General features: G+C 74.2%; 24 protein-coding genes. 14 read left to right on the top strand and 10 right to left on the bottom strand.

Annotated elements, in window-relative coordinates:
- Positions 1-1,020: an acyl-CoA dehydrogenase family protein gene (locus tag GT045_RS31830; protein ID WP_161336303.1), complete on the top strand. Its 1,020-nt coding sequence runs from the start codon at positions 1-3 to the stop codon at positions 1,018-1,020.
- 556 nt (positions 1,021-1,576) lie between these two features.
- Positions 1,577-2,050, top strand: coding sequence for an ATP-binding protein (locus tag GT045_RS31825; protein WP_161336302.1), 474 nt, complete (start codon positions 1,577-1,579; stop codon positions 2,048-2,050).
- Between the two features lie 248 nt (positions 2,051-2,298).
- Here the strand turns inward: GT045_RS31825 and GT045_RS31820 are convergent, their stop codons facing one another.
- The gene (locus GT045_RS31820; protein ID WP_161293614.1) at positions 2,299-3,225 is read right to left on the bottom strand and encodes a cyclase family protein; all 927 of its coding nucleotides are present in this window, start codon (positions 3,223-3,225) and stop codon (positions 2,299-2,301) included.
- Between the two features lie 86 nt (positions 3,226-3,311).
- Between GT045_RS31820 and GT045_RS31815 the strand changes: the two genes are divergently transcribed.
- The 4 genes from GT045_RS31815 to GT045_RS31800 all read left to right on the top strand — a co-directional run bounded on the left by GT045_RS31815 (position 3,312) and on the right by GT045_RS31800 (position 8,017).
- Entirely contained in the window at positions 3,312-4,226 is a 915-nt protein-coding gene (locus tag GT045_RS31815; RefSeq protein WP_161336298.1) for an SDR family oxidoreductase, read from the top strand.
- Between the two features lie 31 nt (positions 4,227-4,257).
- Positions 4,258-5,406, top strand: coding sequence for an acyl-CoA dehydrogenase family protein (locus GT045_RS31810; protein WP_161336297.1), 1,149 nt, complete (start codon positions 4,258-4,260; stop codon positions 5,404-5,406).
- Positions 5,406-6,455, top strand: a complete 1,050-nt coding sequence (locus tag GT045_RS31805; RefSeq protein ID WP_161293620.1) for an alcohol dehydrogenase catalytic domain-containing protein — start codon at positions 5,406-5,408, stop codon at positions 6,453-6,455. The genes GT045_RS31810 and GT045_RS31805 overlap by 1 nt, the downstream gene beginning before the upstream one ends.
- A gap of 272 nt (positions 6,456-6,727) precedes the next feature.
- Entirely contained in the window at positions 6,728-8,017 is a 1,290-nt protein-coding gene (locus GT045_RS31800) for an MFS transporter (RefSeq protein WP_161294173.1), read from the top strand.
- On the opposite strand, the gene GT045_RS31795 is transcribed toward GT045_RS31800, so the two are convergent.
- Complete coding sequence (locus GT045_RS31795) at positions 7,922-8,944, bottom strand: helix-turn-helix domain-containing protein (RefSeq protein ID WP_161294171.1); 1,023 nt, start codon at positions 8,942-8,944, stop codon at positions 7,922-7,924. The two genes, GT045_RS31800 and GT045_RS31795, sit on opposite strands and share 96 nt — an antisense overlap.
- Positions 8,945-9,015: 71 nt before the next feature.
- On the opposite strand from GT045_RS31795, the gene GT045_RS31790 reads away from it, so the two are divergent.
- On the top strand, positions 9,016-10,323 hold the full coding sequence (locus GT045_RS31790; RefSeq protein ID WP_345942813.1) for an MFS transporter: 1,308 nt from the start codon (positions 9,016-9,018) through the stop codon (positions 10,321-10,323).
- 74 nt (positions 10,324-10,397) lie between these two features.
- On the opposite strand, the gene GT045_RS31785 is transcribed toward GT045_RS31790, so the two are convergent.
- From GT045_RS31785 to GT045_RS31770, 4 genes are all read right to left on the bottom strand, one after another.
- A complete protein-coding gene (locus GT045_RS31785; protein ID WP_161336300.1) occupies positions 10,398-10,994 on the bottom strand; it encodes a flavin reductase family protein in 597 nt (198 codons plus the stop codon).
- A 230-nt stretch (positions 10,995-11,224) separates the two neighbouring features.
- Positions 11,225-12,010, bottom strand: coding sequence for an enoyl-CoA hydratase-related protein (locus tag GT045_RS31780; protein ID WP_202516002.1), 786 nt, complete (start codon positions 12,008-12,010; stop codon positions 11,225-11,227).
- Positions 12,007-14,226 (bottom strand): acetate--CoA ligase family protein, encoded by a 2,220-nt coding sequence (locus tag GT045_RS31775; RefSeq protein ID WP_161336296.1) that lies wholly within the window; start codon positions 14,224-14,226, stop codon positions 12,007-12,009. The genes GT045_RS31780 and GT045_RS31775 overlap by 4 nt, the downstream gene beginning before the upstream one ends.
- Before the next feature lie 146 nt (positions 14,227-14,372).
- The gene (locus GT045_RS31770) at positions 14,373-15,557 is read right to left on the bottom strand and encodes an NAD(P)/FAD-dependent oxidoreductase (RefSeq protein ID WP_161336295.1); all 1,185 of its coding nucleotides are present in this window, start codon (positions 15,555-15,557) and stop codon (positions 14,373-14,375) included.
- 199 nt (positions 15,558-15,756) lie between these two features.
- Between GT045_RS31770 and GT045_RS31765 the strand changes: the two genes are divergently transcribed.
- A complete protein-coding gene (locus tag GT045_RS31765; RefSeq protein ID WP_161294163.1) occupies positions 15,757-16,206 on the top strand; it encodes a DoxX family membrane protein in 450 nt (149 codons plus the stop codon).
- Entirely contained in the window at positions 16,206-16,610 is a 405-nt protein-coding gene (locus GT045_RS31760) for a Zn-ribbon domain-containing OB-fold protein (protein ID WP_161294161.1), read from the top strand. The genes GT045_RS31765 and GT045_RS31760 overlap by 1 nt, the downstream gene beginning before the upstream one ends.
- Positions 16,611-16,659: 49 nt before the next feature.
- Here the strand turns inward: GT045_RS31760 and GT045_RS31755 are convergent, their stop codons facing one another.
- Entirely contained in the window at positions 16,660-17,328 is a 669-nt protein-coding gene (locus tag GT045_RS31755; protein ID WP_161294159.1) for a pyridoxal 5'-phosphate synthase, read from the bottom strand.
- 28 nt (positions 17,329-17,356) lie between these two features.
- A complete protein-coding gene (locus tag GT045_RS31750) occupies positions 17,357-18,529 on the bottom strand; it encodes an acetyl-CoA acetyltransferase (RefSeq protein WP_161294157.1) in 1,173 nt (390 codons plus the stop codon).
- Positions 18,530-18,639: 110 nt separating this feature from the next.
- Here GT045_RS31750 and GT045_RS31745 point away from each other — a divergent pair, with 110 nt between their 5' ends.
- Positions 18,640-19,824, top strand: a complete 1,185-nt coding sequence (locus tag GT045_RS31745) for an acyl-CoA dehydrogenase family protein (RefSeq protein ID WP_161336294.1) — start codon at positions 18,640-18,642, stop codon at positions 19,822-19,824.
- Positions 19,824-20,306: a nitroreductase family deazaflavin-dependent oxidoreductase gene (locus tag GT045_RS31740; RefSeq protein WP_161292713.1), complete on the top strand. Its 483-nt coding sequence runs from the start codon at positions 19,824-19,826 to the stop codon at positions 20,304-20,306. The genes GT045_RS31745 and GT045_RS31740 overlap by 1 nt, the downstream gene beginning before the upstream one ends.
- Before the next feature lie 39 nt (positions 20,307-20,345).
- On the opposite strand, the gene GT045_RS31735 is transcribed toward GT045_RS31740, so the two are convergent.
- Entirely contained in the window at positions 20,346-21,011 is a 666-nt protein-coding gene (locus tag GT045_RS31735; RefSeq protein WP_161336293.1) for a LysE family translocator, read from the bottom strand.
- A gap of 82 nt (positions 21,012-21,093) precedes the next feature.
- On the opposite strand from GT045_RS31735, the gene GT045_RS31730 reads away from it, so the two are divergent.
- The gene (locus GT045_RS31730; RefSeq protein WP_161292709.1) at positions 21,094-21,546 is read left to right on the top strand and encodes an Lrp/AsnC family transcriptional regulator; all 453 of its coding nucleotides are present in this window, start codon (positions 21,094-21,096) and stop codon (positions 21,544-21,546) included.
- 75 nt (positions 21,547-21,621) lie between these two features.
- Here the strand turns inward: GT045_RS31730 and GT045_RS31725 are convergent, their stop codons facing one another.
- A complete protein-coding gene (locus GT045_RS31725; RefSeq protein ID WP_161292718.1) occupies positions 21,622-22,257 on the bottom strand; it encodes a TetR/AcrR family transcriptional regulator in 636 nt (211 codons plus the stop codon).
- A gap of 134 nt (positions 22,258-22,391) precedes the next feature.
- Here GT045_RS31725 and GT045_RS31720 point away from each other — a divergent pair, with 134 nt between their 5' ends.
- Positions 22,392-23,126, top strand: coding sequence for a VOC family protein (locus GT045_RS31720; RefSeq protein ID WP_202529200.1), 735 nt, complete (start codon positions 22,392-22,394; stop codon positions 23,124-23,126).
- Positions 23,127-23,304: 178 nt separating this feature from the next.
- Positions 23,305-24,223 (top strand): serine/threonine-protein kinase (locus tag GT045_RS31715; protein ID WP_161336292.1); only part of this gene is annotated, 919 nt, incomplete at its 3' end.

The following is a 24,223-nucleotide window of genomic DNA, read 5'->3' as shown; positions in this document are numbered from 1 at the left end:
GTGCGTTTCCGGCTCACGGACGACCAGCGGGCGCTGCGCACGGGGGTGCGGGAGCTGCTGGCGCGGCGCTTCGGACGGGAGGCGCTGCGGGCCGCCGTCGACACCCCGGGCCGGCTGGACCGGGCGCTGTGGCGGGCCCTCGGGGAGGCGGGGTTCTTCGCGCTGCGGCTGCCGGAGGCGGACGGCGGGGTCGGGCTGGGGCTGCCGGAGGCCGTGCTGGCCTTCGAGGAGGCGGGCCGGGCCCTGCTGCCCGGACCGCTCGTGGCCACGCATCTCGCGGCCGGCACCGTGCCCGGCGCGGCGGCCGGGGAGACGGTCGTGGCGGCCGTCGACGGGGAGCTGGCGGAGTGGCTGGACGCGGCGGACGTCGTCCGCGGGGACGCCTCCGGTGCCGTACCGCTGCGCTCGGTGGACCCCCTGACCCCCCTGCACCGCATCCCCGGCGCGGGCACCCGGGAGGCCCGCGCCGGGTCCGAGGGGCCGCCCGCCGGAGCCCGCGACCCCGGCCCCGATCCCGTCGCCGCGCCGCTCGGCGCCGCCGGGCAGCTCACCCCCGGCCCCGCCGCCCGGCAGCTCGCCGCCGATACCGTCGCCGGGCAGCTCGCCCCCGATCCCGTCGCCGTGCTGCTCAGTGCCGCCGAGCAGCTGGGTACGGCCGGACGGGTGTGCGAGCTGGCCGTGGAACACGCCCGGGCCCGGGAGCAGTTCGGGCGGCCGATCGGGTCCTTCCAGGCCGTCCAGCACCTGTGCGCGGATCTGCTGGTGCGGGCCGAGACCGCGCGGGCGGCCGTCTACGCCGCCGCCGTGACCGGTGATCCCGCCGACGCCGCCGCCGCGCGGCTGCTCGCCGACGAGGCCGCCGTACGCGGGGCCCGTGACTGCCTCCAGGTGCACGGCGGTATGGGCTTCACCTGGGAGGCCGATGTCCATCTGCACCTGAAACGGGCCTGGGTGCGGGCGCGGCGCACCGGGGGAGGCGCGTGCGGTGAGGAACTGCTCGCCGCCGCCCTCGCGGACTGAACCGCCGCCGGCGGCTTCGCGGACCGGGCCGCCCGCGAAGCCTTGGCCCACGATGTCGCGGATCGTGGCGGAGTGGAATCACTGAGCGTCGATACCCGGTTGTGTCCTTCACGTGACTCGTCACGGCCCGGAGTCGGGTGCCCCCTCCGGTACCTTGAGGGAGATGCGAGTGGCTGCGCGTACGAGCCGTGCCGACGGTGCCCCTGGGGCGGTGCCGATCAGCGCGTTGCGCGTCGCTGCTCGCGAGGCGGCGAGGGCCCTCGGCCCCGCCTGTTCGACTCCCCGGCACGAGCGTCGCACAGTATGCCCTACGCGTACTCCTTCGCGCGGGAATATGCCTGAAGCGCTTGTTGGGGTGACTGTACGTCAACCATGCTGTCTCGCAAGGGAGTCACAGTCCGTGATCCTTGCTCTGGCCGTTGTTCTGGCCATGCAGAGAATGGCTACGATCGTGGCCCTCGTCGTGATCGTCGCCGCGGCCGAAGCCGTGGCGCGCGGACGGCGTGGGGACATGTGTCCGCCGGTTCGGATGGTGTGAGCGGTGCAGGTGCTTCAAGTGCAGCTGGAGATCCGGCCCGACCCCGCGGAGGTGGGGCGGGCCCGGAGGTGGGCGCGCTCGCGGCTCGCCGGATCGGGGATAACGGCCGACGAGCCGCTGGCCGAGACCCTGATCCTGCTCGTGTCCGAGCTGGTGACCAACGCTGTCGTGCACACCGGCCGCCCGGCCGTGCTGCGGCTCCGCCTGCCCGCCCCGGTGGCCGAGCGCGGCGCGTCGGCCACGGTGCGGGTCGAGGTGGCCGACACCAGCACCCGCGCGCCCGTGCCCCGTTGTGCCGACGGTGACGCCACCGGCGGCCGGGGGCTCGCCCTCGTGGACTGCCTCGCCGACCGCTGGGGCTGGAGCCCCGACGGCGCCGGCAAGAGCATCTGGTGCGAACTGGACCGTTGCGCACAATCCCGGCAGAGCGCGGCCATGGCGTTCGGGAGCGGACTGTCCGCGTACCAGGATCTCGCCTTCGAAGCGGTGTAGGGGCCCCGGCCGTGATGCGCCGGGGGTGCAACCGTGCGCTGGTCGCGCACACGCGGTGCCGCAACACGTCCTCGCACCGGCGTTGACGTCCCCCGGGCACGTGATCAGGCTGGGGGGCGTCGATTCGCCGCGAGGGGACGGCGAGGGCCCGCCTGCCGCCGGCCCTTGTCGAGTGTGGGTCGCATCGGGTGGCGGCGCGTGCGTGTCCGTGGGGGGAGCCGCGCCGCCATCCGCGGGTCCGCGGCCGTTCAGAGGACCGCCACCGGTGCCACGGGGGTGCCCGTCGCCCCGACGAACGGTTCGGGCATCGCCGACAGCAGGAACGCGTACCGTCCCGTTTCTCCACAGGCTGTGGACAACTCTTCGAGATTCCAGTTCTGGCCCTGGAGCATCCCCATCTCCACCAGGTGCAGTGCGTGTACGGGCAGCCACAGATTCTCGATCTCGGGCGGAAACATCTCAAACGTGAGCGTGTCGTTCGCGACGGCCGCCACGTCACGCGCGTGGAACCACTCCGGGCAACGCACCGACAGCCCGGGTGACGGATAGCCGTAGCCGTGCTTGTCCCCGGCCAGGTACACCTGCACCTGTCCGGTGCGCACGAGCACGACGTCGCCGGCCCGCACCCGCACCCGGCCGAACTCCTCGGCCGCCGCCAGGTCCTCCGGCGTCACCGCGTGGCCCCCCGCCAGCCGGTCCACGCCGCGCGCGCGTGCCACGTCCAGCAGCACCCCGCGCGAGACGAGGTGGCGGACCTTGTCGATGCCGCCGAACGCGGCGCCGCCGTGCGCGGTGACCGTCTGCGCCGGGCGGCCGTTGTAGACCTTCCCGGAGTGCGAGACATGGGTCAGCGCGTCCCAGTGGGTGCCGGCCTGCAGCCCCATGGTCACCGCGTCGTCGCTGCACGCCACCGTGCCCGGACCGAACAGCTCCTGGTTGAGCTGCACCATCACGTGCAGCGGGTTGACCCGGCCCGGGATCATCCCCGTCTGCACACCGTCCTGGTGCAGGGGGAGGGCGAGCGGGACCCGGTGGCCCGTGCGCACCTCGGCCGCCGCCGCGCGCACCACCTCGTCCGTGACCAGGTTCAGCGTGCCGGTCTCGTCGTCGGCGCCCCACCTCCCCCAGTTGTTCACGCGCCCGGCGATCTCCTGGAACTCCTTGGGCAGTGTCATCCGGTGCCTCCCCGGGGCTTGTGCCCGCGCGTCCGACGGGCCATAAAATCTAACGGACCGTCAGAAACCGCGGGAAGGGGCCGGGCGTGGGGAACTTCTTGGCAGGCAGGGTCGTCGCCGTGACCGGGGCCGGCCGCGGGATCGGCCGGGCGGTCGCCCTGGCGGCGGCGGCCGAGGGGGCGAAGGTCGTCGTCAACGACTACGGCGTCGCCGTGGACGGGGCCTCGCCCACCAGCGAGGTCGCCGAAGCCGTCGTCAAGGAGATCGAGGCGGCCGGCGGCCGGGCCGTCGCGGTCGCCGACGACGTCTCCACCATGGCCGGCGGCCGGCGGGTCGTGGAGACGGCGGTGGAGACGTACGGCCGTATCGACGGCGTCGTGTGCGTGGCCGGCATCCTGCGGGAACGGATGCTGTTCAACATGACCGAGGAGGAGTGGGACCCGGTCGTCGCCACCCACCTCAAGGGCACCTTCACCGTCTTCCGGGCCGCCTCCGCCGTCATGCGCGAGCAGCGGTCCGGCACCCTCATCGGCTTCACCAGCGGCAACCACCAGGGCTCCGTCTCCCAGCCCAACTACAGCGCGGCGAAGGGCGGGATCATCTCGCTCGTGCGCAGCGCGGCGCTCGGCCTGCACAAGTACGGGGTGACCGCGAACGCGGTGGCGCCCGTGGCGCGGACCCGGATGTCGGCCGGCGTGCCGATGGCCCTGGCGGAGATCGGGGAGCCGGAGGACGTGGCCGCGCTGGTGGTGTACCTGCTGTCCGACCGGGCTGCCGGTCAGGACATCACCGGGCAGGTGTACACCGTCGCCGGCCCCAAGATCGCGGTGTGGGCCCAGCCCAGGGAACTGCGGTCGGCCTATGCCGAGGGCTCCTGGACCCCGGAGCGGATCGCGGAGTTCCTGCCCGGTTCGGTGGGGGTGGACCCGATGCCGATGCTGTCCCGGCTCGCGGCGATGGAAGCGGCGGCGCGGGACGGGGCCCGGCCCAACGCCCGGTAGCCCGGGGCACTCACACCGGAGGTGGTCCACCATGGATTACGGGTTCAGCGAAGAGGACGAGAAGTTCCGTGCCGAGGCCCGGTCCTGGCTGGCCGCCCACGCCGGTCCCCGGCTGGACCGGCGCGCGTGGGAACGCGCCCTCGGCGCAGCGGGCTGGATCGGGCTCGGCTGGTCGGAAGCCGGGCACGGCAACCGCACCGCCACCCTGACCCAGCAGGTCGTCTGGGCCGAGGAGTACGCCCGCTCGGGCGCACCGCCGCGCTCCGGGCACATCGGGGAGAACCTCCTCGCCCCCACCCTCGTCGCCCACGGCGACCCGGCACAGAAGCGGCGCTTCCTGCCGCCCGTCGCCGCCGGCGAGGAGCTGTGGTGCCAGGGCTACAGCGAACCGGGCGCCGGCTCGGACCTGGCCGCGGTGCGGACGGCGGCGGTACGCGAGGGGGCGCACTACCGGATCACCGGGCAGAAGATCTGGACCTCGCTCGCCCACGAGGCCGACTGGTGCTTCGTGCTGGCCCGCACCGACGCGCAGGAGCGCCGGCACCGCGGGCTGAGCTTCCTGCTCGTGCCCATGGACCAGCCCGGCCGGATCGAGGTGCGGCCCATCCGGCAGCTGACCGGCACGAGCGACTTCAACGAGGTCTTCTTCGACGGGGCACGCGCGCGCGTGGAGCACGTCGTCGGGGGCGAGGGGCAGGGCTGGCGGGTGGCGATGAGCCTGCTGGGCGTCGAGCGCGGGGTGTCGACCCTGGCCCAGCAGATCGGGTTCGCCGCCGAGCTGGCCCAGGTCGTCGAGACGGCCGTCGCGTCGGGAGCGGTGCGTGACCCGGTCCTGCGCGCCCGGCTCGTGCGGCAGTGGGCGGAACTGCGCGCCATGCGCTGGAACGCCCTGCGCACCCTCGGCGGCACCACCGACCCGGGGGCGCCCAGCGTGGCCAAGCTGCTGTGGGCGAACTGGCACCAGCGCCTGGGCGAACTGGCCGTGCAGGTCAGGGGCGCGGAGGCGGCCGTCGGTCCCGTGGACTGGTCGGTGGCCTCGCCGTACGCGACGGACGCCGACCAGCACCTGTTCCTGTTCAGCCGGGCCGACACCGTCTACGGCGGCTCGGACCAGATCCAGCGCACGATCATCGCCGAGCGGGTGCTCGGTCTGCCGGGAGAACCGAAGGGGGCCGTGTGATGCGGGGTGTGGTGTTCGACGGCAGACGGGTCCGGGTCGTCGACGACCTGGCGGTGCGGGACCCGGGGCCGGGCGAGGTACTGGTCGCGGTCGCGGCGGCCGGGCTGTGCCACAGCGATCTCTCGGTGGTGGACGGCACCATCCCGTTCCCGGTCCCGGTGGTGCTCGGGCACGAGGGTGCCGGGGTCGTGGCGGCGGTCGGCGCGGGCGTCACCCATGTCGCCCCCGGTGACCACGTCGCCCTGTCCACGCTCGCCAACTGCGGGACGTGCGCGGAGTGCGACCGGGGGCGGCCGACCATGTGCCGGCAGGCGATCGGACGGCCGGGCAGGCCGTTCACGCGGGGGGCGGAGCCGGTGTACCAGTTCGCGGCCAACTCGGCCTTCGCCGAACGTACGGTCGTCAAGGCCGTGCAGGCGGTGCGGATCCCCGAGGACATCCCGCTGACGTCCGCGGCGCTGATCGGGTGCGGGGTGCTGACCGGTGTCGGGGCGGTGCTCAACCGGGCACGGGTGGACCGCGGGGACAGCGTGGTCGTCATCGGTGCGGGCGGCATCGGGCTGAACGTCCTCCAGGGCGCGCGGCTCGCCGGCGCCCTCGCCGTCGTCGCCGTGGACGCCGATCCGGCCAAGGAGGCGCTGGCCCGGCAGTTCGGCGCGACCGACTTCCTGACGTCGGCCGAGGGCGTCCGGGGCATCCTGCCGACCGGCGCCGACCACGTCTTCGAGTGCGTCGGGCGGGTGGACCTGATCCGCCGGGCGATCGACCTGCTCGACCGGCACGGCCAGGCCGTCCTGCTCGGGGTGCCCCCGGCCACGGCCGAGGCGTCCTTCCTCGTCTCCTCCCTCTTCCTGGACAAGGCGATCCTCGGCTGCCGCTACGGCTCCGCACGCCCCCAGCGGGACGTCGCCCTGTACGCCGGGCTGTACCGGCGGGGGCGCCTGATGCTCGACGAACTGGTGTCGGCCGTCTATCCGGTCGAGGACTTCGAGAAGGCCCGGACGGACGCGGAGGCGGGCCGGGTGGCGCGGGCGGTGCTCACCTTCTGAGCCGCCGCGGCGTGGGCTGCCTCATGCAGATCACCATGCTGGTCGCGCAGAACAGCGTGCAGATGAAGGACAGGGGCGTGGCGTCCTCCTCCACCACCCTGTTCCGTGAGGATCGAGCCGACCGCCGCGTACCACTCCGCCCCAGGACGCGCTGCGCGTGCTGGAGACCGTGGCCCGGCACTCCGCCGGCCGTCGGCGCCGCACGGCCAGGTTGTCCACAGGGCGGGGAAAAGGGGTCGGCGATTGTCGGTGGCGGCCCCTACCGTCGAGGCATGAGCTACCGCGACGTCGTTTCCCGGCGGGTCCTGACCTGGGCCCTGGTGGCCGTCGGCGCCCGAATGCCGGTGGCCATGGCCCCGTTGGCCCTGGTCTTCCTGGTCCGGGAGCGCCCCGGCGGCTACACCCTGGGCGCGGCCCTCGCCGCCGCCTACGTCGTCGGCGAGATCGCGGGCGCCCCCGTGCTCGGCATGCGCCTCGACCCCGCGCGGGCCCGTCCGCAGCTGGCCGCCGGACTCGTCGCGGGAGCCGTCGGCTTCACCGGCCTCGGCGCGTTCCCCGGCGCCCCCGCCCCCGTGCTCGCCGCGTTCGCCTTCCTCGCCGGAGCCGGCCCCGCCGCGGCGCCCGGCGGGCTGCGCGCGCTGCTCACCTCCCTGGTCCCGGGGCACGCGGCGGCGCAGGCGCTGTCCGCCGAGTCCATGCTCACCTTCGCCGTCTGGGCCGTCTCCCCGGCGGCCGTCACGGGTCTCGCCCTCGGCGTCGACCCGTGCCTGCCGCTGCTGCTCGAAGCCGCCCTGATGGCGTCGTCCGCCGCGGGCCTGTGGCTCCTGCCGGCCGGCTGGGCGGCGGACGGACAGGACGCGAAGGGCGGGCGGGGCGGCCGGGACGGTGACGGCGGGCAGGGCGCGTCGAAGCTGCGCGTGCTGGCCCGCGCCTGGCCGGTGTACGTCACGGGCGCCGCCAGCCTGTCCCTGCTGGCCCTCGCCGAACTCGTCCTGCCGGCCCTGCTCGAACAGCGCGGCATCGGCGTGGGCTGGGCCGGCCCGCTGCTCACGGCGATGTCGGTGGCCTCCGCCGTCGGCGCCTTCGTGTACGGCCTGCGGAGCTGGCCGGGCCGGCTGCGCACCCGCAGCGTGGTCCTGATGGCGGGGACGTCGGCCGCGGTGGCCCTGGTCGCCCTGATACCCGCCGCGCCGGGCATGGCGGCGGCGCTGGCCATGGCCGGACTGCTCCAGTCGGGCGCGATGCTCACCCGCAACCTGTCCCTGCGCGAGGTGCTCCCGCCGCACGCCCTGGCCGCCGGCTACTCGGTCATGTACGCGGCCGTCGGCGCCGGTTACGCGACGACGGGCTCCCTCGCCGGTGTCCTGCTGCCGCACGCCGCGCCCTCGACGGCGATCCTCGCGGGCGTGGCCCTCACCCTGCTGCTGACGTCGGTCGGCTGGTGGGGCGAGATACGCGCCGGCCGGTCAGCGCGCGGCGCCGCCGGCACCGGACCGCTCGCCGCCGCCGGCCCGGAAGGTGCGGCGGTACGCGGTGGGGGTGACCCCGAGCGCCGTCTGTAGGTGCCGGCGCATCGACTGGGCCGTGCCGAAGCCCGCGTCCCGGGCCACCTGGTCCATCGACAGCCCGGTGGACTCCAGCAGCTGCCGGGCGCGTTCGATGCGCTGCTGGGTCAGCCACTGGCCGGGGCTGATGCCGGTCTCCTCGCGGAAGCGGCGGGTGAAGGTGCGTACCGACATGGACTCCTGCGCCGCCATGTCCCGCAGCTGGACGGGTTCGTGCAGCCGGCCCAGCGCCCAGGCGCGGGCGGTGGTCGTCGTGGCCAGCTGGGGGTCGGGCACCGGGCGGTGGATGTACTGGGCCTGGCCGCCGTCGCGGTGCGGCGGTACGACGGTGCGGCGGGCGACGTCGTTGGCGGCGGCGGTGCCGAAGTCGCGGCGCACCATGTGCAGGCACAGGTCGATGCCGGCGGCCACGCCGGCCGAGGTCAGGACGTCGCCGTCGTCGATGAACAGCACGTCCGCGTCCACCCTGACCCGGGGGAACATCCGCTGGAAGCGTTCGGCGTCGGCCCAGTGCGTCGTCGCCCGGCGGCCGTCCAGCCGGCCGGCGGCGGCGAGGACGTAGACACCGGTGCAGATGGAGGCCAGCCGGGTGCCGGGGCGTACCAGGGCGAGGGCGGCGGCCAGTTCGTCGGTGAGCCGGCCCTCGTCGTACAGCGGGCCGGATTCGAACGACGCGGGGACGATCACCGTGTCCGCCGTGGCCAGCACCTCGGGCCCGTGTGTGGTGTGCACGGCGAAGTCGGCGTCCGTCTCGACCCTGCCGGGCGGCCTCGCCGAGCAGGTCACGACCTCGTACAGGTGCCGTCCCGACGCGTCCCGCGGCCGGCCGAAGATGCGGTGCGGTATGCCCAGTTCGAAGGGCAGCAGGCCGTCCAGGGCGAGGACGGCGACCCGGTGCGGCCGGAATTCCCCATCAGAGGTCATGGCCCGATCGTAGCGAAGGATGACTCCCGGGCCACTCGATGCACGGGCATGCGGAGCGGAGGCTGGGACGCGTGACTCAGAGAACCGCAGCCGCAGCCCCCGTCGAGGCCCCGCCCGGACCGCGCCACCGTGTGCATCGCGCCTGGTTCGTCGCCGCCGTCACGTTCGTCACGATCACCGGCGCGGCGGCCTTCCGCTCCCTGCCCGGCCTGTTCATCGACCCGCTGCACCAGGAGTTCGGCTGGTCGCGCGGCACGATCGGCGCGGCCGTCTCCATCAACCTCGCCCTCTACGGCCTCACCGCGCCGTTCGCCGCCGCGCTGATGGACCGTTTCGGCATACGCCGGGTGGTGGCCGCCGCGCTCACCGTGATCGCGATCGGGTCCGGCCTGACCGTGTGGATGACGGCGGCCTGGCAGCTGCTGCTGTGCTGGGGGCTGCTGGTGGGCCTCGGCACCGGTTCCATGGCGCTGGCGTTCGCCGCGACGGTCACCAACCGCTGGTTCACCGAGCGGCGCGGTCTGGTCACCGGCATCCTCACCGCGGCCTCCGCCTCCGGCCAGCTGATCTTCCTGCCGCTGCTGTCCTGGATCGTCGAACGGCACGACTGGCGTCCCGCCGCGGTCACGGTGTCGCTGACCGCGCTGGCCGTGGTGCCCTTCGTCTGGCTCCTGCTCCGTGACCACCCGGCCGACGTGGGCGTGGCGGCGTACGGGGCACGCGAGTTCACCCCCAAGCCGCCGCCGGTCACCGGGGCCGCCCGCCGCACGCTGACCGTGCTGTCCACGTCCGTCCGCACGGGCACCTTCTGGCTGCTCGCCGGCGCCTTCGCGATCTGTGGTGCCTCCACCAACGGGCTGGTGCAGACCCACTTCGTGCCCGCCGAGCACGACCACGGCATGCCGGTGACGACGGCGGCCTCGCTGCTCGCGGTGATCGGCGTGTTCGACGTCGTCGGCACGGTCGCCTCCGGCTGGTTCACCGACCGCTTCGAGCCGCGCCGCCTGCTCGCCGTCTACTACGCGCTGCGCGGCCTGTCCCTGCTCTTCCTGCCGATGCTGCTGGGGCCGGCCGTCCACCCGCCGATGCTCTTCTTCATCGTCTTCTACGGCCTCGACTGGGTGGCCACCGTGCCGCCCACCATGGCCCTGTGCCGTGAGCAGTTCGGCGAGGACAGCGCCATCGTCTTCGGCTGGGTGCTGGCCTCGCACCAGGTCGGCGCGGCCCTGGTGGCCTACCTCGGCGGGGTCGCCCGGGACGTCTTCGGCTCCTACGACGTCGTCTGGTACGCCGCCGGCACGCTGTGCGCGGCGGCGGCCCTGATGTCCCTGGTCGTCCGCCGTCCCGTCCCGGCCGCCCTGGCACCCGCCGTACCGTGACCCCGCGGCAGCTCACCGGCACGTGTGCCCCCTCGGCGGCCGGGGCCTCGGCGAGGCCCCGGCCGCCGGCGGACTCACTCGCCGGCGAGCCGGGCGAACCGCCCCTGGTGGAAGAGCAGCGGTTCCCGCGGCCCGTCCGCGCCGAGGGCGTCCACCCGCCCCACGACGACGAGATGGTCGCCCCCGGTGTGCACGGCGTGGACGGTGCAGTCGATCCAGGCGGCGGCACCGGCCAGCCGCGGTGACCCGGAGACGGGCGCCGGGTCGTACGCCACCCCCGCGAACTTGTCCGCTCCGCTCACCGCGAAGGCCCGGCACAGTCCGTCCTGGCCGGCGCTGAGCACGTTGACGCAGAAGACCCCGGCATGGGCGATGCGCGGCCAGGTCGTGGACGTCCGGCCCACCATGAAGCACACCAGGGGCGGTTCGAGCGAGAGGGAGGAGAAGGACTGGCAGGCAAACCCGGCCGGTCCCGGCTCCCCTTCGGCCCCGGGCGCGGTGATCACGGTGACGCCGCTGGCGAAGCTCCCGAGCACCCGGCGGAACTCCGCCTGCGCCACCGGTGCCCGCTCGCCCTCGCGCACGCACCGCAACTCGGGCCGTGGCAGGGCCTCGACGGGCCGTGTCCCCAGATACCGGACGGCGAAGGCCGCCGCTCCCGCATGTCCCATCATCGTTCCATTGAAGCTGACGGTTCGTCAGGTAACAAGCCCGGGCACGCGACCGGGTCGCGCACGGCCGACGCGTCATGCGTCACGCCTCATGCGCCAAGCGTCACGCGCGCCGCGCACGGCCATGCGCCATGCGCCACACGCCACGCGTCACACGCCACGCGTCACACGCCATGCGTCACGCGCACGCGCCACGCGCCACGCGCCGCGCGGGCGTCAGGCGTCAGGCGTCACCGTCCCCGGAACCGCGGCTCCCGGCGCTCCGTGAACGCCCGCAGGCCCTCCCGGGCGTCCTCGGTGGTCATGTTGATCTCCTGGGCCCAGGACTCCGCGGCGAAGGCGGACGCGCGGTCGGTGTCGAGCGAGGTGTTCACCAGGTGCTTGGTCAGGGCGAGGGCCCGCGTCGGCCCGGCGGCCAGCCGGGCCGCCCACTCCCGCGAGGTCTGCTCCAGCTCGGCGTCCGGCACGACCCGGTTGACCAGACCCAGCCGCTCCGCCTCCGCCGCCGGCACCGCGTCACCGAAGAACATCAGCTCCTTCGCCCGCCGCGGACCGGTCAGCCGGGGCAGGAGGTAGGCGCCGGCGGCGTCCGGGACCAGCCCGCGGCGGACGAACACCTCGATGAAGCGGGCCGACCGGGCGGCCAGGACCAGGTCGCAGGCGAGCGCCAGGTGCGCGCCGAGCCCGGCGGCCGTACCGTTCACGGCGGCCAGCACCGGCTTCTCGCAGTCCAGCACGGCCGCGATCAGGCGCTGGGCGCCCAGCCGCAGCACCCGGGAGACGTCCCCCGCGATCCGTTCGCCGGCCGCGGAGGCCCCGCTGAGATCGGCGCCCGCGCAGAAGCCGCGGCCGGTGCCGGTGAGGACCACCGCCCTGATCCCCGGGTCCGCGGACGCCTGCCCGAGCAGGTCGACGAGGTGGTCGCGCATCCCCGGCGTCAGGGCGTTCAGGGTCCCGGGGCGGTCCAGGGTGAGGTACGAGACGTGGTCGCGCAGTTCGTGGCGGACGTCCGTCATCGGCACACCACCAGCGCGTCGAGCGCGACCGCGCCCTGTCCCCGGGGCAGGACCATCAGCGGGTTGATGTCCAGCTCGGCGATCCGGCCGCCCAGCTCCAGCGACATGCGCTGGACCCGCAGGACCACCTCCACCAGCGCGTCCACGTCGGCCGGCGGGCGGCCCCGGACCCCGTCCAGCAGGGCCCGGCCGCGCAGCTCGCCGAGCATCGCGCGGGCCTGGTCCTCACCGAACGGCGGGACGCGGACGGCCACGTCGCGCAGCACCTCCACCAGCACCCCGCCGAGCCCGACCGTCACCGTCGGCCCGAAGAGGTCGTCGTGGCCCACGCCGACCACCATCTCCACGCCCTGTTCCACCATCTGGCACACCAGGACGCCGTCCAGCCCGACGCCCTCGTAGCGGGCGATGTCGGTCAGTTCCCGGTAGGCGTCGCGGACCTGGCTCGCCGAGGTCAGGCCGATCTTGACCAGGCCCAGTTCGGTCTTGTGGGCGATCTGCGCGCCGGACGCCTTCATCACCACCGGATAGCCCACCTGCCCGGCCGCCCGTACGGCCGCCGCCGCGCTGGTCACCAGCTGCTCGCGCGGCACCCGGATGCCGTACGCCCGCAGCAGCTGCTTGGCCGCGTGCTCGCTGAGCTGCCGGCCGGGCTGCATCAGTGCCTCGGCCTTGCGGAAGGAGGGGGAGAGGGTGCGCGGGGCCTCGTCGAAGGGGGAGCGGTAGTCGCCGACGAAGCGGTGGTGTTCCAGCCAGGCGCGGACGGCGGTCAGGCAGTTGCCGACGGTCCGGAAGGTGGCCACGCGGGAGGAGCCGAGCAGCACCTCCCGGTACGCCGCCTCGGTGCCGGCCGGCGAGCCCCACACCACGCACACCAGCTTGTCCGTCTCCTCCGCTGCCTCGACGAGGTCCCGCACGAGCCGGTCGCTGAGCGGCGGGAAGGGGCCGGTGACCGGGCAGAGGAGCACGCCGACGTCCGGGTCGGCGAGGATCGCGTCGATGATCTTCCGGCCGCGCCGGTCACCCACCGGGTGGCCGCCGTTGTCCACCGGGTTGGCGACGCTCAGGTACTCCGGTATCCACTGGTGCAGTTCGGCCTGCTTGTCCGCCGACAGCCCCGGCAGCCGCAGCCCGGCCCCGGTCGCCAGGTCGGCGACGTGCGCGCCGGTACCGCCCGAGATGGAGTACACGACCACACCGTCGGCCAGCGGCGGCCTCGCCCGTGCCAGCAGGGCGGCGGTGTCCTGGAGTTCGTCCAGCGCGTCGACGCGGATCACGCCGTACTGCCGCATGGCCGCGTCCACCACGTCGTCGGCTCCGGTGAGCTTGCCCGTGTGCGAGGCGGCCGTGCGGGCGCCGGCCTCGGTGCGGCCCACCTTCACGGCGACCACCGGCACCTTACGGCGGGCGGCGCGGTCGGCGGCCAGGAGGAAGGCGCGGCCGTCCTTGAGTCCCTCCACGTAGGCGGCGATGGCGCCGACCTCGGGCTGTTCGGCGAACCAGGAGAGGAAGTCGGCGGTCTCCAGGTCGGCCTCGTTGCCCGTGGGCGCCCAGTGCGAGAGCCGGATGCCCAGCTCCTGGAGGGCGAAGACGGGCCGGCCCTGGTGCCCCGACTGGGTGATCAGCGCGATGGCCGGTCCGGCCAGGTCCTCCCGGAACCTCTCGAAGGCGTTGAGGTTGGTGTTCGGGCCGAGCAGCCGCAGTCCCGAGCGCCGTACCGCCTCGGCCAGCCGCTCCTGCGCCTCGGCGCCGGCCGGACCGGTCTCGGCGAACCCGGCGGCGAAGGCGACCGCGAACCTCACCTTCGCCTCGCCGAGTTCCTCGATCACCGGCAGCGGGTCGGCGACCAGCAGCACGGCCAGGTCGACCTGTTCGGGCAGGGCGGCGACGGAGGCGGCGCAGGGCAGACCGAAGACGGACGGCCGGGTCGGATGCACCGGGTGCACCCGTGCCCCGACCCGCCCGGCCCAGTCGAGCAGCTGCCGGGTGATCCCGGTGCCCGGCCGCCCCTCGGTGTCGCAGGCGCCGACGACGGCGACGGAGCCGGGCCGGAAGAACCGGTCCAGGTCGGGGACGTCCGCGTGCAGCGGGCGCCCGCTGACATCGAGGTCCGCCACCCGGTCGTGCACAGCGGGGCCGGGCCGCTGCTCGCCGCAGGCGATGGCGCGGGCCCGGCGGGAGTCGGTGGTGAGAGTGCCGTGGGTCGATCCGAGCATCGTTCCGCCCGCCTCCTGTGAGACAGCCACCAGCAACTGACACCATGTCAGGTTACTGAACTGACGGATCGTCAGGAACAGCTCGGACGGGCAAAGTTACCGCCGAGTGGGAAAGCGGTGGCCCCGCGGGGGTGTGATCCCCACGGCTACCGGGTGCGGAAACCCCTCGCCACGGCCCGTGCGATCCGCCCCGCGTCGATCGCCAGCTCCCGCAGCATCCCGCTGAGCGGATCGGTGAACCCGGTGAAGTACAGGCCGGGCGCGAGCGCGGACGTACGGCCGCCGTGCGCCACCGGCCGGCCGCGCCCGTCCAGCACCCCGAGGTGGCCGACCAGTCCCTCCAGCGCGCGGGCGTACCCGGTCGCCGCGATCACCGCGTCGGGCGCGATCCGGCTGCCGTCGGCGAGGACGACCTCGCCGCCCTCGAACGCCTCCACGGCGGCCACGATCTCCACGCTGCCCCCGCGTACGGCGTCGATCAGGCCGGCGTCCTGGACGGGGATCGCGCCCTGCCGTGCCCTGCTGTACAGGCCGGTGTCCGGGCGCGGCAGCCCGTGCGCCGACAGGTCCGGTGTGCCGAGCCGCCCCACCGGCCCGGCGAGGCGGTCCACGAGCCGCACCGGCAGGCGCCGGACCAGTACGCCCGTGTACTGGGTGGCCCAGCCGAGGGTCGACCGGCGCAGGATGTGCGGCGCCGTGCGCACCGCCAGCCGCACCCGCGCGGCCCCGCCCTCCACCAGGTCCACCGCGATCTCCGCGCCCGTGTTGCCGGCCCCGACGACCAGTACGTCGCGGTCGCGGTACGGACCGGCGTGGCGGTACGCGCCGGCGTGCAGCAGCTCGCCGCCGTACTCCTCGCGGCCCGGCCAGTCGGGCAGGACCGGGGTGTGGTTGAAGCCGGTGGCGACGACCACCGCGGCGCCGGTCAGTTCCCGGCCGCCGGAGGCGTGCAGCAGCCACCCGGTGCCGTCGCCGGTCCGCTCGACGCGGTGCACCTCCACCCCGGTGACGATCTCCAGCTCGTGGTGCTCGGCGTACTTCTCCAGGTACCGCACCATGTCGTCCCGGGCCACCCAGCGGCCGAACTTCCGGGGGATGCGCAGGCCCGGCAGCGCGGACAGCCGCCGGGTGGTGTGCAGGCGCAGCCGGTCGTAGTGGCCGCGCCAGGAGGCGGCCACCCGGTCGGACCGCTCCAGGACCACGGCCCGTACGCCCCGCGCCCGCAGTGCGTGGGCGGCGGCGAGGCCGCCCGGCCCGGCGCCGATCACGTAGACCGGGCGGTCGGCGGGGGTCGCCGACAGGTGGACGGGAGAGAGACGGGAGACGGCCATGAGCGGGAGCGTAACCACCCACCCGGTTGATGGGTCTCGGTCAAGACCGGAATTGGTTGCGGATTGATCACGTGTGTACGCAAAGCGTGCGCCCGCCGTGGATCCGCGAAGGGGCCGTGGTGTCCCGGCGCCCGCCACCGCGCCGGAACCCCTGCCGTGCCCCTCGGCAGGCGGAAGTTTCTGACGTACCGTCAGATCCATGGATGCGATATGGCTGGACGGCGCTCAGTGGCTGGCGGTGCTGCGCATCGGCCTCGGCCTGTGGTGGCTGGAGAGCTGGCGGCACAAGGACAAGAAGGCATGGTTCGAGCGCGGGAGCGGCATCGCCTGGGCGGCGGACGTGGCGGCGGAACACCGGTGGACGGCCGTGCGGACCGGCTTCGAGAAGGTGGTGAGACCCCACCCGAAGCTGATGGCGTACGTCGTGGCCTACGCCGAACTGTCGCTGGGCCTCGGTCTCGTCCTCGGCTTCCTGACCCCGGTCGCGCTGGTGGCCGGGCTCCTGCTCAACGCGGTCTACCTCGTCCTCATGATCCACGACTGGGCGGAGCAGGGCCAGAACTCGATGATGGGCCTGATCTCCCTGACCGGCTTCTTCGGCATGGCCTGGCAGACCTGGTCACTGGACGCGTGGCTGGGGTGGTTCTGATGGCCACGGCACACCACGACGTCCCCGAACCCGACGCCCTCACCCGCCCCTACTGGGAGGCGGCCGCCCAGGGACGGCTGCTCGTCCGCCGCTGCGGGGCCTGCGGCCGGGCCCACCACTACCCCCGCGAGTTCTGCCCGCACTGCTGGAGCGAGGAGGTCACCTGGGAGGAGGCCGCCGGCCGGGCCACGCTCTACACCTGGTCCACGGTCCACCACAACGACCTCCCCCCGTTCACCGGCCGCACGCCCTACACGGCGGCGGTGGTCGACCTGGCGGAAGGCCCCCGGATGATGACGGAAGTGGTGGGCTGCGAGGCGGCGGACCTGGTGGCGGGGATGGCGCTGCGGGTGGCGTTCCGGGACGGGACGCCGGTCTTCGAACCGGCCGGACCGGCCGGATGAGCGGCGCCCCCCTCAGGGCCACAGCAGACCCCTGCTCCAGGCGCCCCCCTCAGGGCCACAGCAGACCCCTGCTCCAGCCGAACTCCGTGCTTCGGTACTCCAGGCGCACATGGCGCCGCTCCGGGTCACCCTGGAAGAACTCCACCGTCTCCGGGCGCAGCCGGTACAGGGTCCAGGTCGGCGACGGCTCGTCCGGGTGCTGCCGGGCCCGCTCCCAGGCCGCCTGCGACGCCTCGCGCAGCTCCGCCACCGAGGACAGCTCCTCGCTCTGCCGCCCGGTCAGCGCGGCGGCCAGCGCCCCCGTGGACCGCGCGTGCAGGTCGGCCTGGCTCTCCTCGGCCGGCGCCGAGGTGACCGGCCCGCGCACCCGCACCTGGCGTCCCAGGGCCGGCCAGTAGAAGGCGAGGGCCGCGTGCGGCCGGGCGCTCAGCGCGCGGCCCTTGCGGCTCGTGGAGTGCGTGGCGAAGGACCAGCCGTCGGCGTCGGCGCCGTGCAGCATCACGATCCGTACGTCCGGCCTGCCCTCCTCGTCCACGGTCGCCAGCGACATGGTGTGCGGCTCCGGCTGCCCCGCCGCCACGGCCTCGGCGAACCAGGTCGTGAACAGGGTCAGCGGGGTGGGGGGAGCGGTGTCCGGGTCGAACGGCCGCAGCTGTGTCGCCGCCGCGTCCCAGACCCGCAGCGACCGGAGCAGTTCGTGGAGATCCATCTGTGCCATGGGGCGAGTATCACCGCCGGCCCGGGTCTCAGTCCCGTCCCAACACCACCGTGCCCGACGAGCAGAACCAGCCTCCGGTGCCCGACGCCACCCCCAGCCGGGGCAGCCCGCCGTCCCGCGCCCGGATCTGCCGTCGCCCGGCCTCCCCGCGCAGCTGCCGCACCGCCTCCACGAGCAGGAACAGCCCGCGCATCCCCGGATGCTGGGCCGACAGGCCGCCTCCGTCGGTGTTCACCGGCAGCTCCCCGCCCCGCACCAGCAGCCGGCCCTTCTCCACGAAGGCCCCGCCCTCGCCCTTGGCACAGAAACCCAGGTCCTCCAAGGTCACCAGGGTCATGTAGGTGAAGGCGTCGTAGAGCTGCGCGAAGTCGATGTCCGCCGGGGTCACCCCGGCCCGTGCGAAGGCCAGCCGGCCGCTCACCGCCGCCGGGGAGCGGGTGAAGTCCGGCCACTCGGACATGGCGGCGTGCGAGACGTGCTCGCCGGTGCCGAGGATCCAGACCGGGCTCGTGCGGCAGTCCCGGACGAACTCCTCGGCCGCCAGCAGGACCGCCGCGCCGCCGTCCGAGCGCAGGCAGCAGTGCAGCTTGGTGAAGGGGTCGGCGATCATCGGTCCGGACAGGACGTCGTCGACCGTCACCGGGTCGCGGTACATCGCCTCCGGGTTGAGGGCCGCGTTCGCCCTCGCCTGGACCGCCACCTGCGCCAGCTGCTCCACCGTCGTGCCGTACTCGATCATGTGCCGGCGGGCCGCCATCGCGTACTTGGCGATCAGCGTGTGGCCGTAGGGCACCTCGAACTGCAGCGGGCCGCGGGCGCCGAAGGAGAGGTTCCCCGTCCTGCGGCCCGCCTTGACGTCCGCGCGTGCCGTCGAGCCGTACACCAGCAGTACGGCGTTCGCGTGGCCCGCGGCGATCGCGTCCGCCGCGTGGGCCGCCATGACCTCCCAGGCCGAGCCGCCGACCGAGGTGGAGTCCACCCAGGTGGGGCGCAGGCCCAGGTACTCGGCGACCTCCACGGGGGCCAGTGTGCCGAGGCCCGCGGAGGCCAGGCCGTCCACCCGGGCGCGGTCCAGGCCGGCGTCCGCCAGCGCGCGGCGGGCCGCCTGGGCGTGCAGGGTGTACGGCGTCGCGTCGGGCACGCGTCCGCAGTCGGAGAGGGCCACGCCGACCACGGCGACTTTCCTGCTCCCTGGCTTCATAAAACTGACGGTACATCAGATCCGCGGTGCGGCGGCAGGTGCCGGGGGGCTGGGCATCCCTTCCCGTGGTGCCTAACATGACGGTCCGTCAGATCTCGGAGGGATCAGCCATGGACACGCGACTCACCGCCGAGCAGGACGGGATCCGCCGGACCCTGCGCGAGCTGCTGCGCGAACGCTGCGGCCCGAAGGAGGTCCGCGCCGCCGTCGACGGCCCGGCCGGCTATGACCCCCTGCTGTGGTCCGACCTGGCCGGCCGGCTCGGACTGCCGGGGCTCGCGCTGCCGGAGGAGTACGGCGGGGTCGGCTGCTCGGTCACCGAGCTGGCCCTCGCCTGCGAGGAGACGGGCCGGTTCCTCGCCCCGTCGCCCCTGCTCGCCACCGCCGTCCTCGCCGCCCCGCTCGTCCTCGCCCTCGGCACCGGGGCCCAGCGCGCCGCACTGCTGCCGCGCATCGCCACCGGCTCCCTCACCGCCACGCTCGCCGTCGCCGGGCCGGCGCTCGCCACCGCCCTCGGCCTGACCCGCCCGAACAGCGGGTACAGCGCCGGGGGCGGGCGGGCCGGCGGGGTGCAGGCGCGGCGGGTGCGGGGCGAGTGGCGGCTGTACGGGGAGGCCGGACAGGTGCTGGACGGGCACAGCGCGGGGGTCCTGCTCGTCGCCGCCCACACCGGGGGGTTCGCCCGGTCGCGGACCCTGCTGTTCCTGGTGGCGGGGGACGCGGCCGGGGTGGTGCGGGTCCGGCAGACCGCGCTGGACGCCACCCGGCCGTGCGGGCGCGTACAACTGCGTGACGTGCCGGCCGAGTTGCTGGGCACGGAGGAGGCGGACGTGCCGGCCGCCCTGGCCGGGACCGGGGACGCGGTGGCCGCCGTGCTCGCCGCCGAGGCGGTGGGCGCGGCCGGCCGGGTGCTGGAGCGGACCGTGGAGTACGCCGGGCAGCGGGTCCAGTTCGGACGGCCCATCGGGTCCTTCCAGGCCGTCAAGCACCGGCTCGCGGACGTGTACGTGGGGGTGCAGACCGCCCGGTCGGCCGCCTACTACGCCGCCTGGGCGGCCGGCCGCGGGGAGCGGGCCGGCGGGCTCGCGCTCGCCCAGGCGCTGGAGGCGCTGCGATGTGCCGCCGCCGAGGGCGTCCAGCTGCACGGCGGGATCGGCTTCACCTGGGAGCACGACGCCCACCTGTACTTCAAGCGGGCGGCCGGTGACGAGCTGCTGTTCGGCCCGGTGCACCGGCTGCGCGACCGGGCCGCCGAGGCGGCGGGGCTCTTCACGGGCGGGGAGGCGGCGGTCTGATGGCGGTCCCCGTCGGCGTCCGCCTCGTGCAGAAGGTGTCGTCCACCCGGCTCTTCGCGCGGGTGGCCCCCCGGGTGATCCCGGCGCTGGACCGGGGCGTGCACCGGCTCACCGGGGGAAGGGCGCTGCTCAGCACGCGGATGCTGCCCGGTGTGATCCTCACCTCGACGGGAGCCAGGAGCGGGCTGGCGCGCCGGACCCCGCTGGCCTGCATGCCGGAGGGGGACGGCGGCGGCTGGATCCTCGTCGGCTCCAACTTCGGGCGGACCGGCCATCCCGCCTGGACCCACAACCTCCTCGCCCGTCCGGACGCCTCGATCAGCTGGAAGGGCCGGGACGTCCCCGTCACCGCCGAGCTGCTGACCGGACAGGAGCGCGCCGCCGTCTGGCAGGAGCTGGTGGCGTTCTGGCCGCCGTACGCGACGTACCAGTCCCGGGTGACTCGGGAGATCCGGCTCTTCCGGCTCACCGCGGCGCCCTGAGGGGCCCGGGCGGGGCCGCTTTCCGCCCGTCCGGCGCGGCTACAGCGTGGCCAGCCGCTCCACCAGCAGGAACGCCCCGATCCCGAGCATCGCCGCACCCGAGGTGCGGGTCACCGCCCGGGCCGCCGCGGGGCGGGCCGCGAGCAGGGCACGGGCGAGGACGCCGACGGTCAGGTAGACGGCCGCGCAGCACGCCATGTGCAGCAGGCCCAGGGTGGCCGTCTGCGCGGGCACCGGGAGGTGGGCGCCCCGGAGGGTGAGGAACTGGGGGAGCACGGAGAGGTAGAGGAGCAGGCCCTTGGGGTTGAGGCCGCTGATCGTGGCCCCCCGCAGGAACAGCCGCTCGTCGGCGGCGGCCGGCCCGGCTCCGCCCAGGTCGCCCGGACCGGCCGCACCCGGGTCCCCCGGACCGGCCGCGCTCGGGATCGCCGGGCGCCGCAGGACCCCCCAGCCCAGCCACAGCAGGTACCCCGCGCCCGCCACCGTCAGGGCCGTCAGCAGGCCGGGCGAGCCCGCCACCAGGACCGCCAGACCCGCCGTCGCCAGGACCGTGTGCAGGGCGTATCCGCTGACCAGACCCGTCACCGCGAGCGCCACCGGGCTGCCGCGCAGGGCGGTCGCGATGACGTACGCCCAGTCCGCGCCCGGTACGCACACCAGCAGCAGGTCCACGGCGAGGAAGGAGAAGAGGAGTCCTGAGTCCATGGTGGGGACATTAGGCGCGAATGGCCCGAAAGTGTTCCCGTAATTTGCTCATGATCGCGATTTCTGAGCAAGTATCTTCTTCATGGACGACGTGGACCGGAAAATCCTTGCGGAGCTTCAGCAGGACGGGCGGCTGACCGTGACCGAGCTGGCCGCCCGGGTGCGGCTCAGCGTCTCGCCCTGCCACCGGCGGCTGCGCGAGCTGGAGCGGTCCGGCGCCATCCAGGGCTACCGCGCGGTGGTGGACCCGCCGTCGCTCGGGCTGAACTTCGAGGCGCTGGTCTTCGTGTCCATGCGCCAGGAGGACCGGGACACGGTCGCCGAGTTCGAGCGTGCGGTCAGCGAGCTGGAGCATGTGCTCGACGCGCAGCGGCTGTTCGGCGAGCCGGACTACCTGCTCCGGGTGGCCACCGCCGACCTGGCCGCCTTCCAGCGGCTGTACGACGAGGGGCTCGCGACCCTGCCGGGGGTGCAGCGGCTGACGTCGACGCTGGTGATGAAGCACGTGGTGCGGGACCGGCCGCTGCCGGCATAGACGGCGGGCGGTGGCTCACCGTGTGAACCACCGCCCGACAGACAGGACTTGGACCTTCGGTAACGGGGGACGCGCCTACTTGGACGGCTTCTTGCCGGTCACTCCGAGGTGTACCAACAGCGCGAGGTTGGGCTTGAGTTCGGCCTGCTTCACGCCCCAGGAGGAGAAGCCCTTCTGGTGGGACGCCACCGCCGCGAGCATCGCGACCAGTGAACCGGCGATCGCCGCCGGGTTCACGTCCTTGTCGACGCGGCCCTTGGACTGGAGCTCCGCGATGGAGTCCGAGAGGGAGTTGTTGATCGTGTTGAGGATCTTCATCCGGATCTTGTAGAACCGTTTGTCCCCCTCGGCGGCACCCAGGTCGACCACCCGCAGGATGGCGTCGTTGCGGCGCCAGAACTCCAGGAACCCGTCAACGAGTTCCTGGGCGGTCTGCCAGCCCGACTTGCCGGTCCAGGTGCGCCCCTCGAGGAGCTCGGTCAACCCCGCGCCCTCGGCTGCCATCTGCTCGGCGATCTCCAGGACGGCGCCCTCGACGTCCGGGAAGTACTGGTAGAAGGTCGCGGGCGAAGTGCCCGCCTTCCGGGCGACATCGATGACCTTGACGTCCCGGTAGGGGGAGGAGCTGAGCATCTCGCTGAGGCAGTCGAGCAGCTTCTGCCGGGTCGCCTGCCCACGCCGGCCGGCCACGCGGCCGTCGACGGTACGCACTTGTCCTGTCATGCCGTCAGCTTACCGAGGGGTGATCGGAGCGCGATTCGGCCGACTGCAAATGGGGTGCACGGGGGGAGCGGGGGTGGTGTGCCTGGTCTGCGGGGTGCGCGCGACCCGGTTACTTTGACGGCATGGCCGAAAACAGGGCATCCGCGAACGAAGAGACATACGGGGAGGGCGTCCCCTGCTGGGTGGACGCCCGGCTGCCCGACGTCGAGGCGGGCAAGCGGTTCTACGGTGAGCTCTTCGGGTGGACCTTCGAGGAGTCGTACGGCTCCTCCGTGTGGGCCCTGCTGGACGGCGACCGCGTCGCCTCGCTCGCCCCCAAGACCGACGGCCGGATGCCCTCCGTCTGGACGGTCTCCTTCGCCACCTCCGACGCCGAGGCCCTCGGCCGGCGGATCACGGCGGCCGGCGGGCGGGTGGTCATGGCCCCCTTCCCGGTCGGCGACCTCGGCGTCGCCGCCCTGGCCACCGACCCCGAGGGCGCGGTGTTCGGCCTGTGGCAGCCCGGCACCCACCCCGGCTTCGGGCGGCGGCACGAACCGGGCTCCTTCGCCTGGGCCCAGCTGTACACCCGGGACACCGCCGCGGCCAACGTCTTCTACGGCGGCCTCTTCCACGCCGCCCTCTTCGGTGCCGGCGCCGAACCCGACTTCGGCCGCGCCGACGTCACCGAGCTGTTCCCGCCCGAGATGCCCCCGCACTTCGTCACCCACTTCCGGGTCGCGGACCTGGAGGAGGCCCTCGGGGCCGTCCAGCGGATCGGCGGTCGGGTGCAGGTGCCGCCCTTCGGGACGTCGTACGGACGAGTGGCCGTCGTCGTCGACAATCAGGGGGCGTCGTTCGCGCTGCTGCACCGGTGATATGTCACCTTTGGGGTGATTGAGCACGAGACACCCTGATTGTCAGCGGGTTCGCAACCAGCCGCCCGGCCAGGAAGAATCGGGGTGCGTGCCGCCAGGGCGGTGCGGTGGTGAGACGCTGCACTTCGGCCACGTACACACGTGGGCGGCGCGGCTCGTACGGGGAGGTGGCAGGCAAGTGGTGGATCAGCTGACACAGCACGATCCGCGGCGGATCGGGCCGTTCGAGGTGCTGGGCCGGCTGGGGGCCGGCGGCATGGGGCTGGTCTATCTCGCGCGCTCGGCGTCCGGCCGGCGCGTGGCGATCAAGACGGTGCGCACCGAACTGGCCGAGGACCAGCTCTTCCGGGTCCGATTCACCCGCGAGGTGGAGGCGGCCCGCGCGGTCTCCGGCTTCTACACCGCGGCCGTGGTCGACGCCGACCCGCGTGCCGCCGTGCCCTGGCTGGCCACCGCCTACGTCCCCGCGCCCTCGCTGGAAGAGATAGTGAACGAGTGCGGGCCGCTCCCGGCGCAGGCCGTGCGCTGGCTCGCGGCGGGCGTGGCCGAGGCGCTGCAGTCCATCCACGGCGCGGGCCTGGTCCACCGTGACCTGAAACCGTCCAACGTGCTCGTGGTCGAGGACGGCCCCCGGGTGATCGACTTCGGTATCGCCTCCGGTGTCTCGAACACCCGCCTGACGATGACGAACGTCGCCGTCGGCACCCCCGCCTACATGTCTCCCGAACAGGCCAAGGACTCCCGCAGCGTCACGGGCGCCAGTGACGTCTTCTCGCTCGGCTCCATGCTGGTCTTCGCGGCCACCGGCCACCCGCCCTTCCACGGCGCCAACCCGGTCGAGACCGTCTTCATGCTGCTGCGCGAGGGCCCGGACCTCACCGGCCTGCCCGAGGAGCTGCGACCGCTCATCGAGGTCTGCATGCAGATGGAGGCGTCCGCCCGCCCGACCCCGGCCGACCTCCAGGCCCAGCTCGCGCCCCACCTCTTCGGCTCCGGCTCCGACGACAGCGGGACCGCCTCCGCCTGGCTGCCCGAGAAGGCCGTCGGCCTGATCGAGACCCGGCGCGGCGGACGCCCCGCCGCCAAGCCGGCCCCGG

The organism is Streptomyces sp. SID486 (assembly GCF_009865385.1).
GTDB lineage: Bacteria > Actinomycetota > Actinomycetes > Streptomycetales > Streptomycetaceae > Streptomyces.
This window is presented reverse-complemented; position numbering and strand designations above follow the sequence as displayed.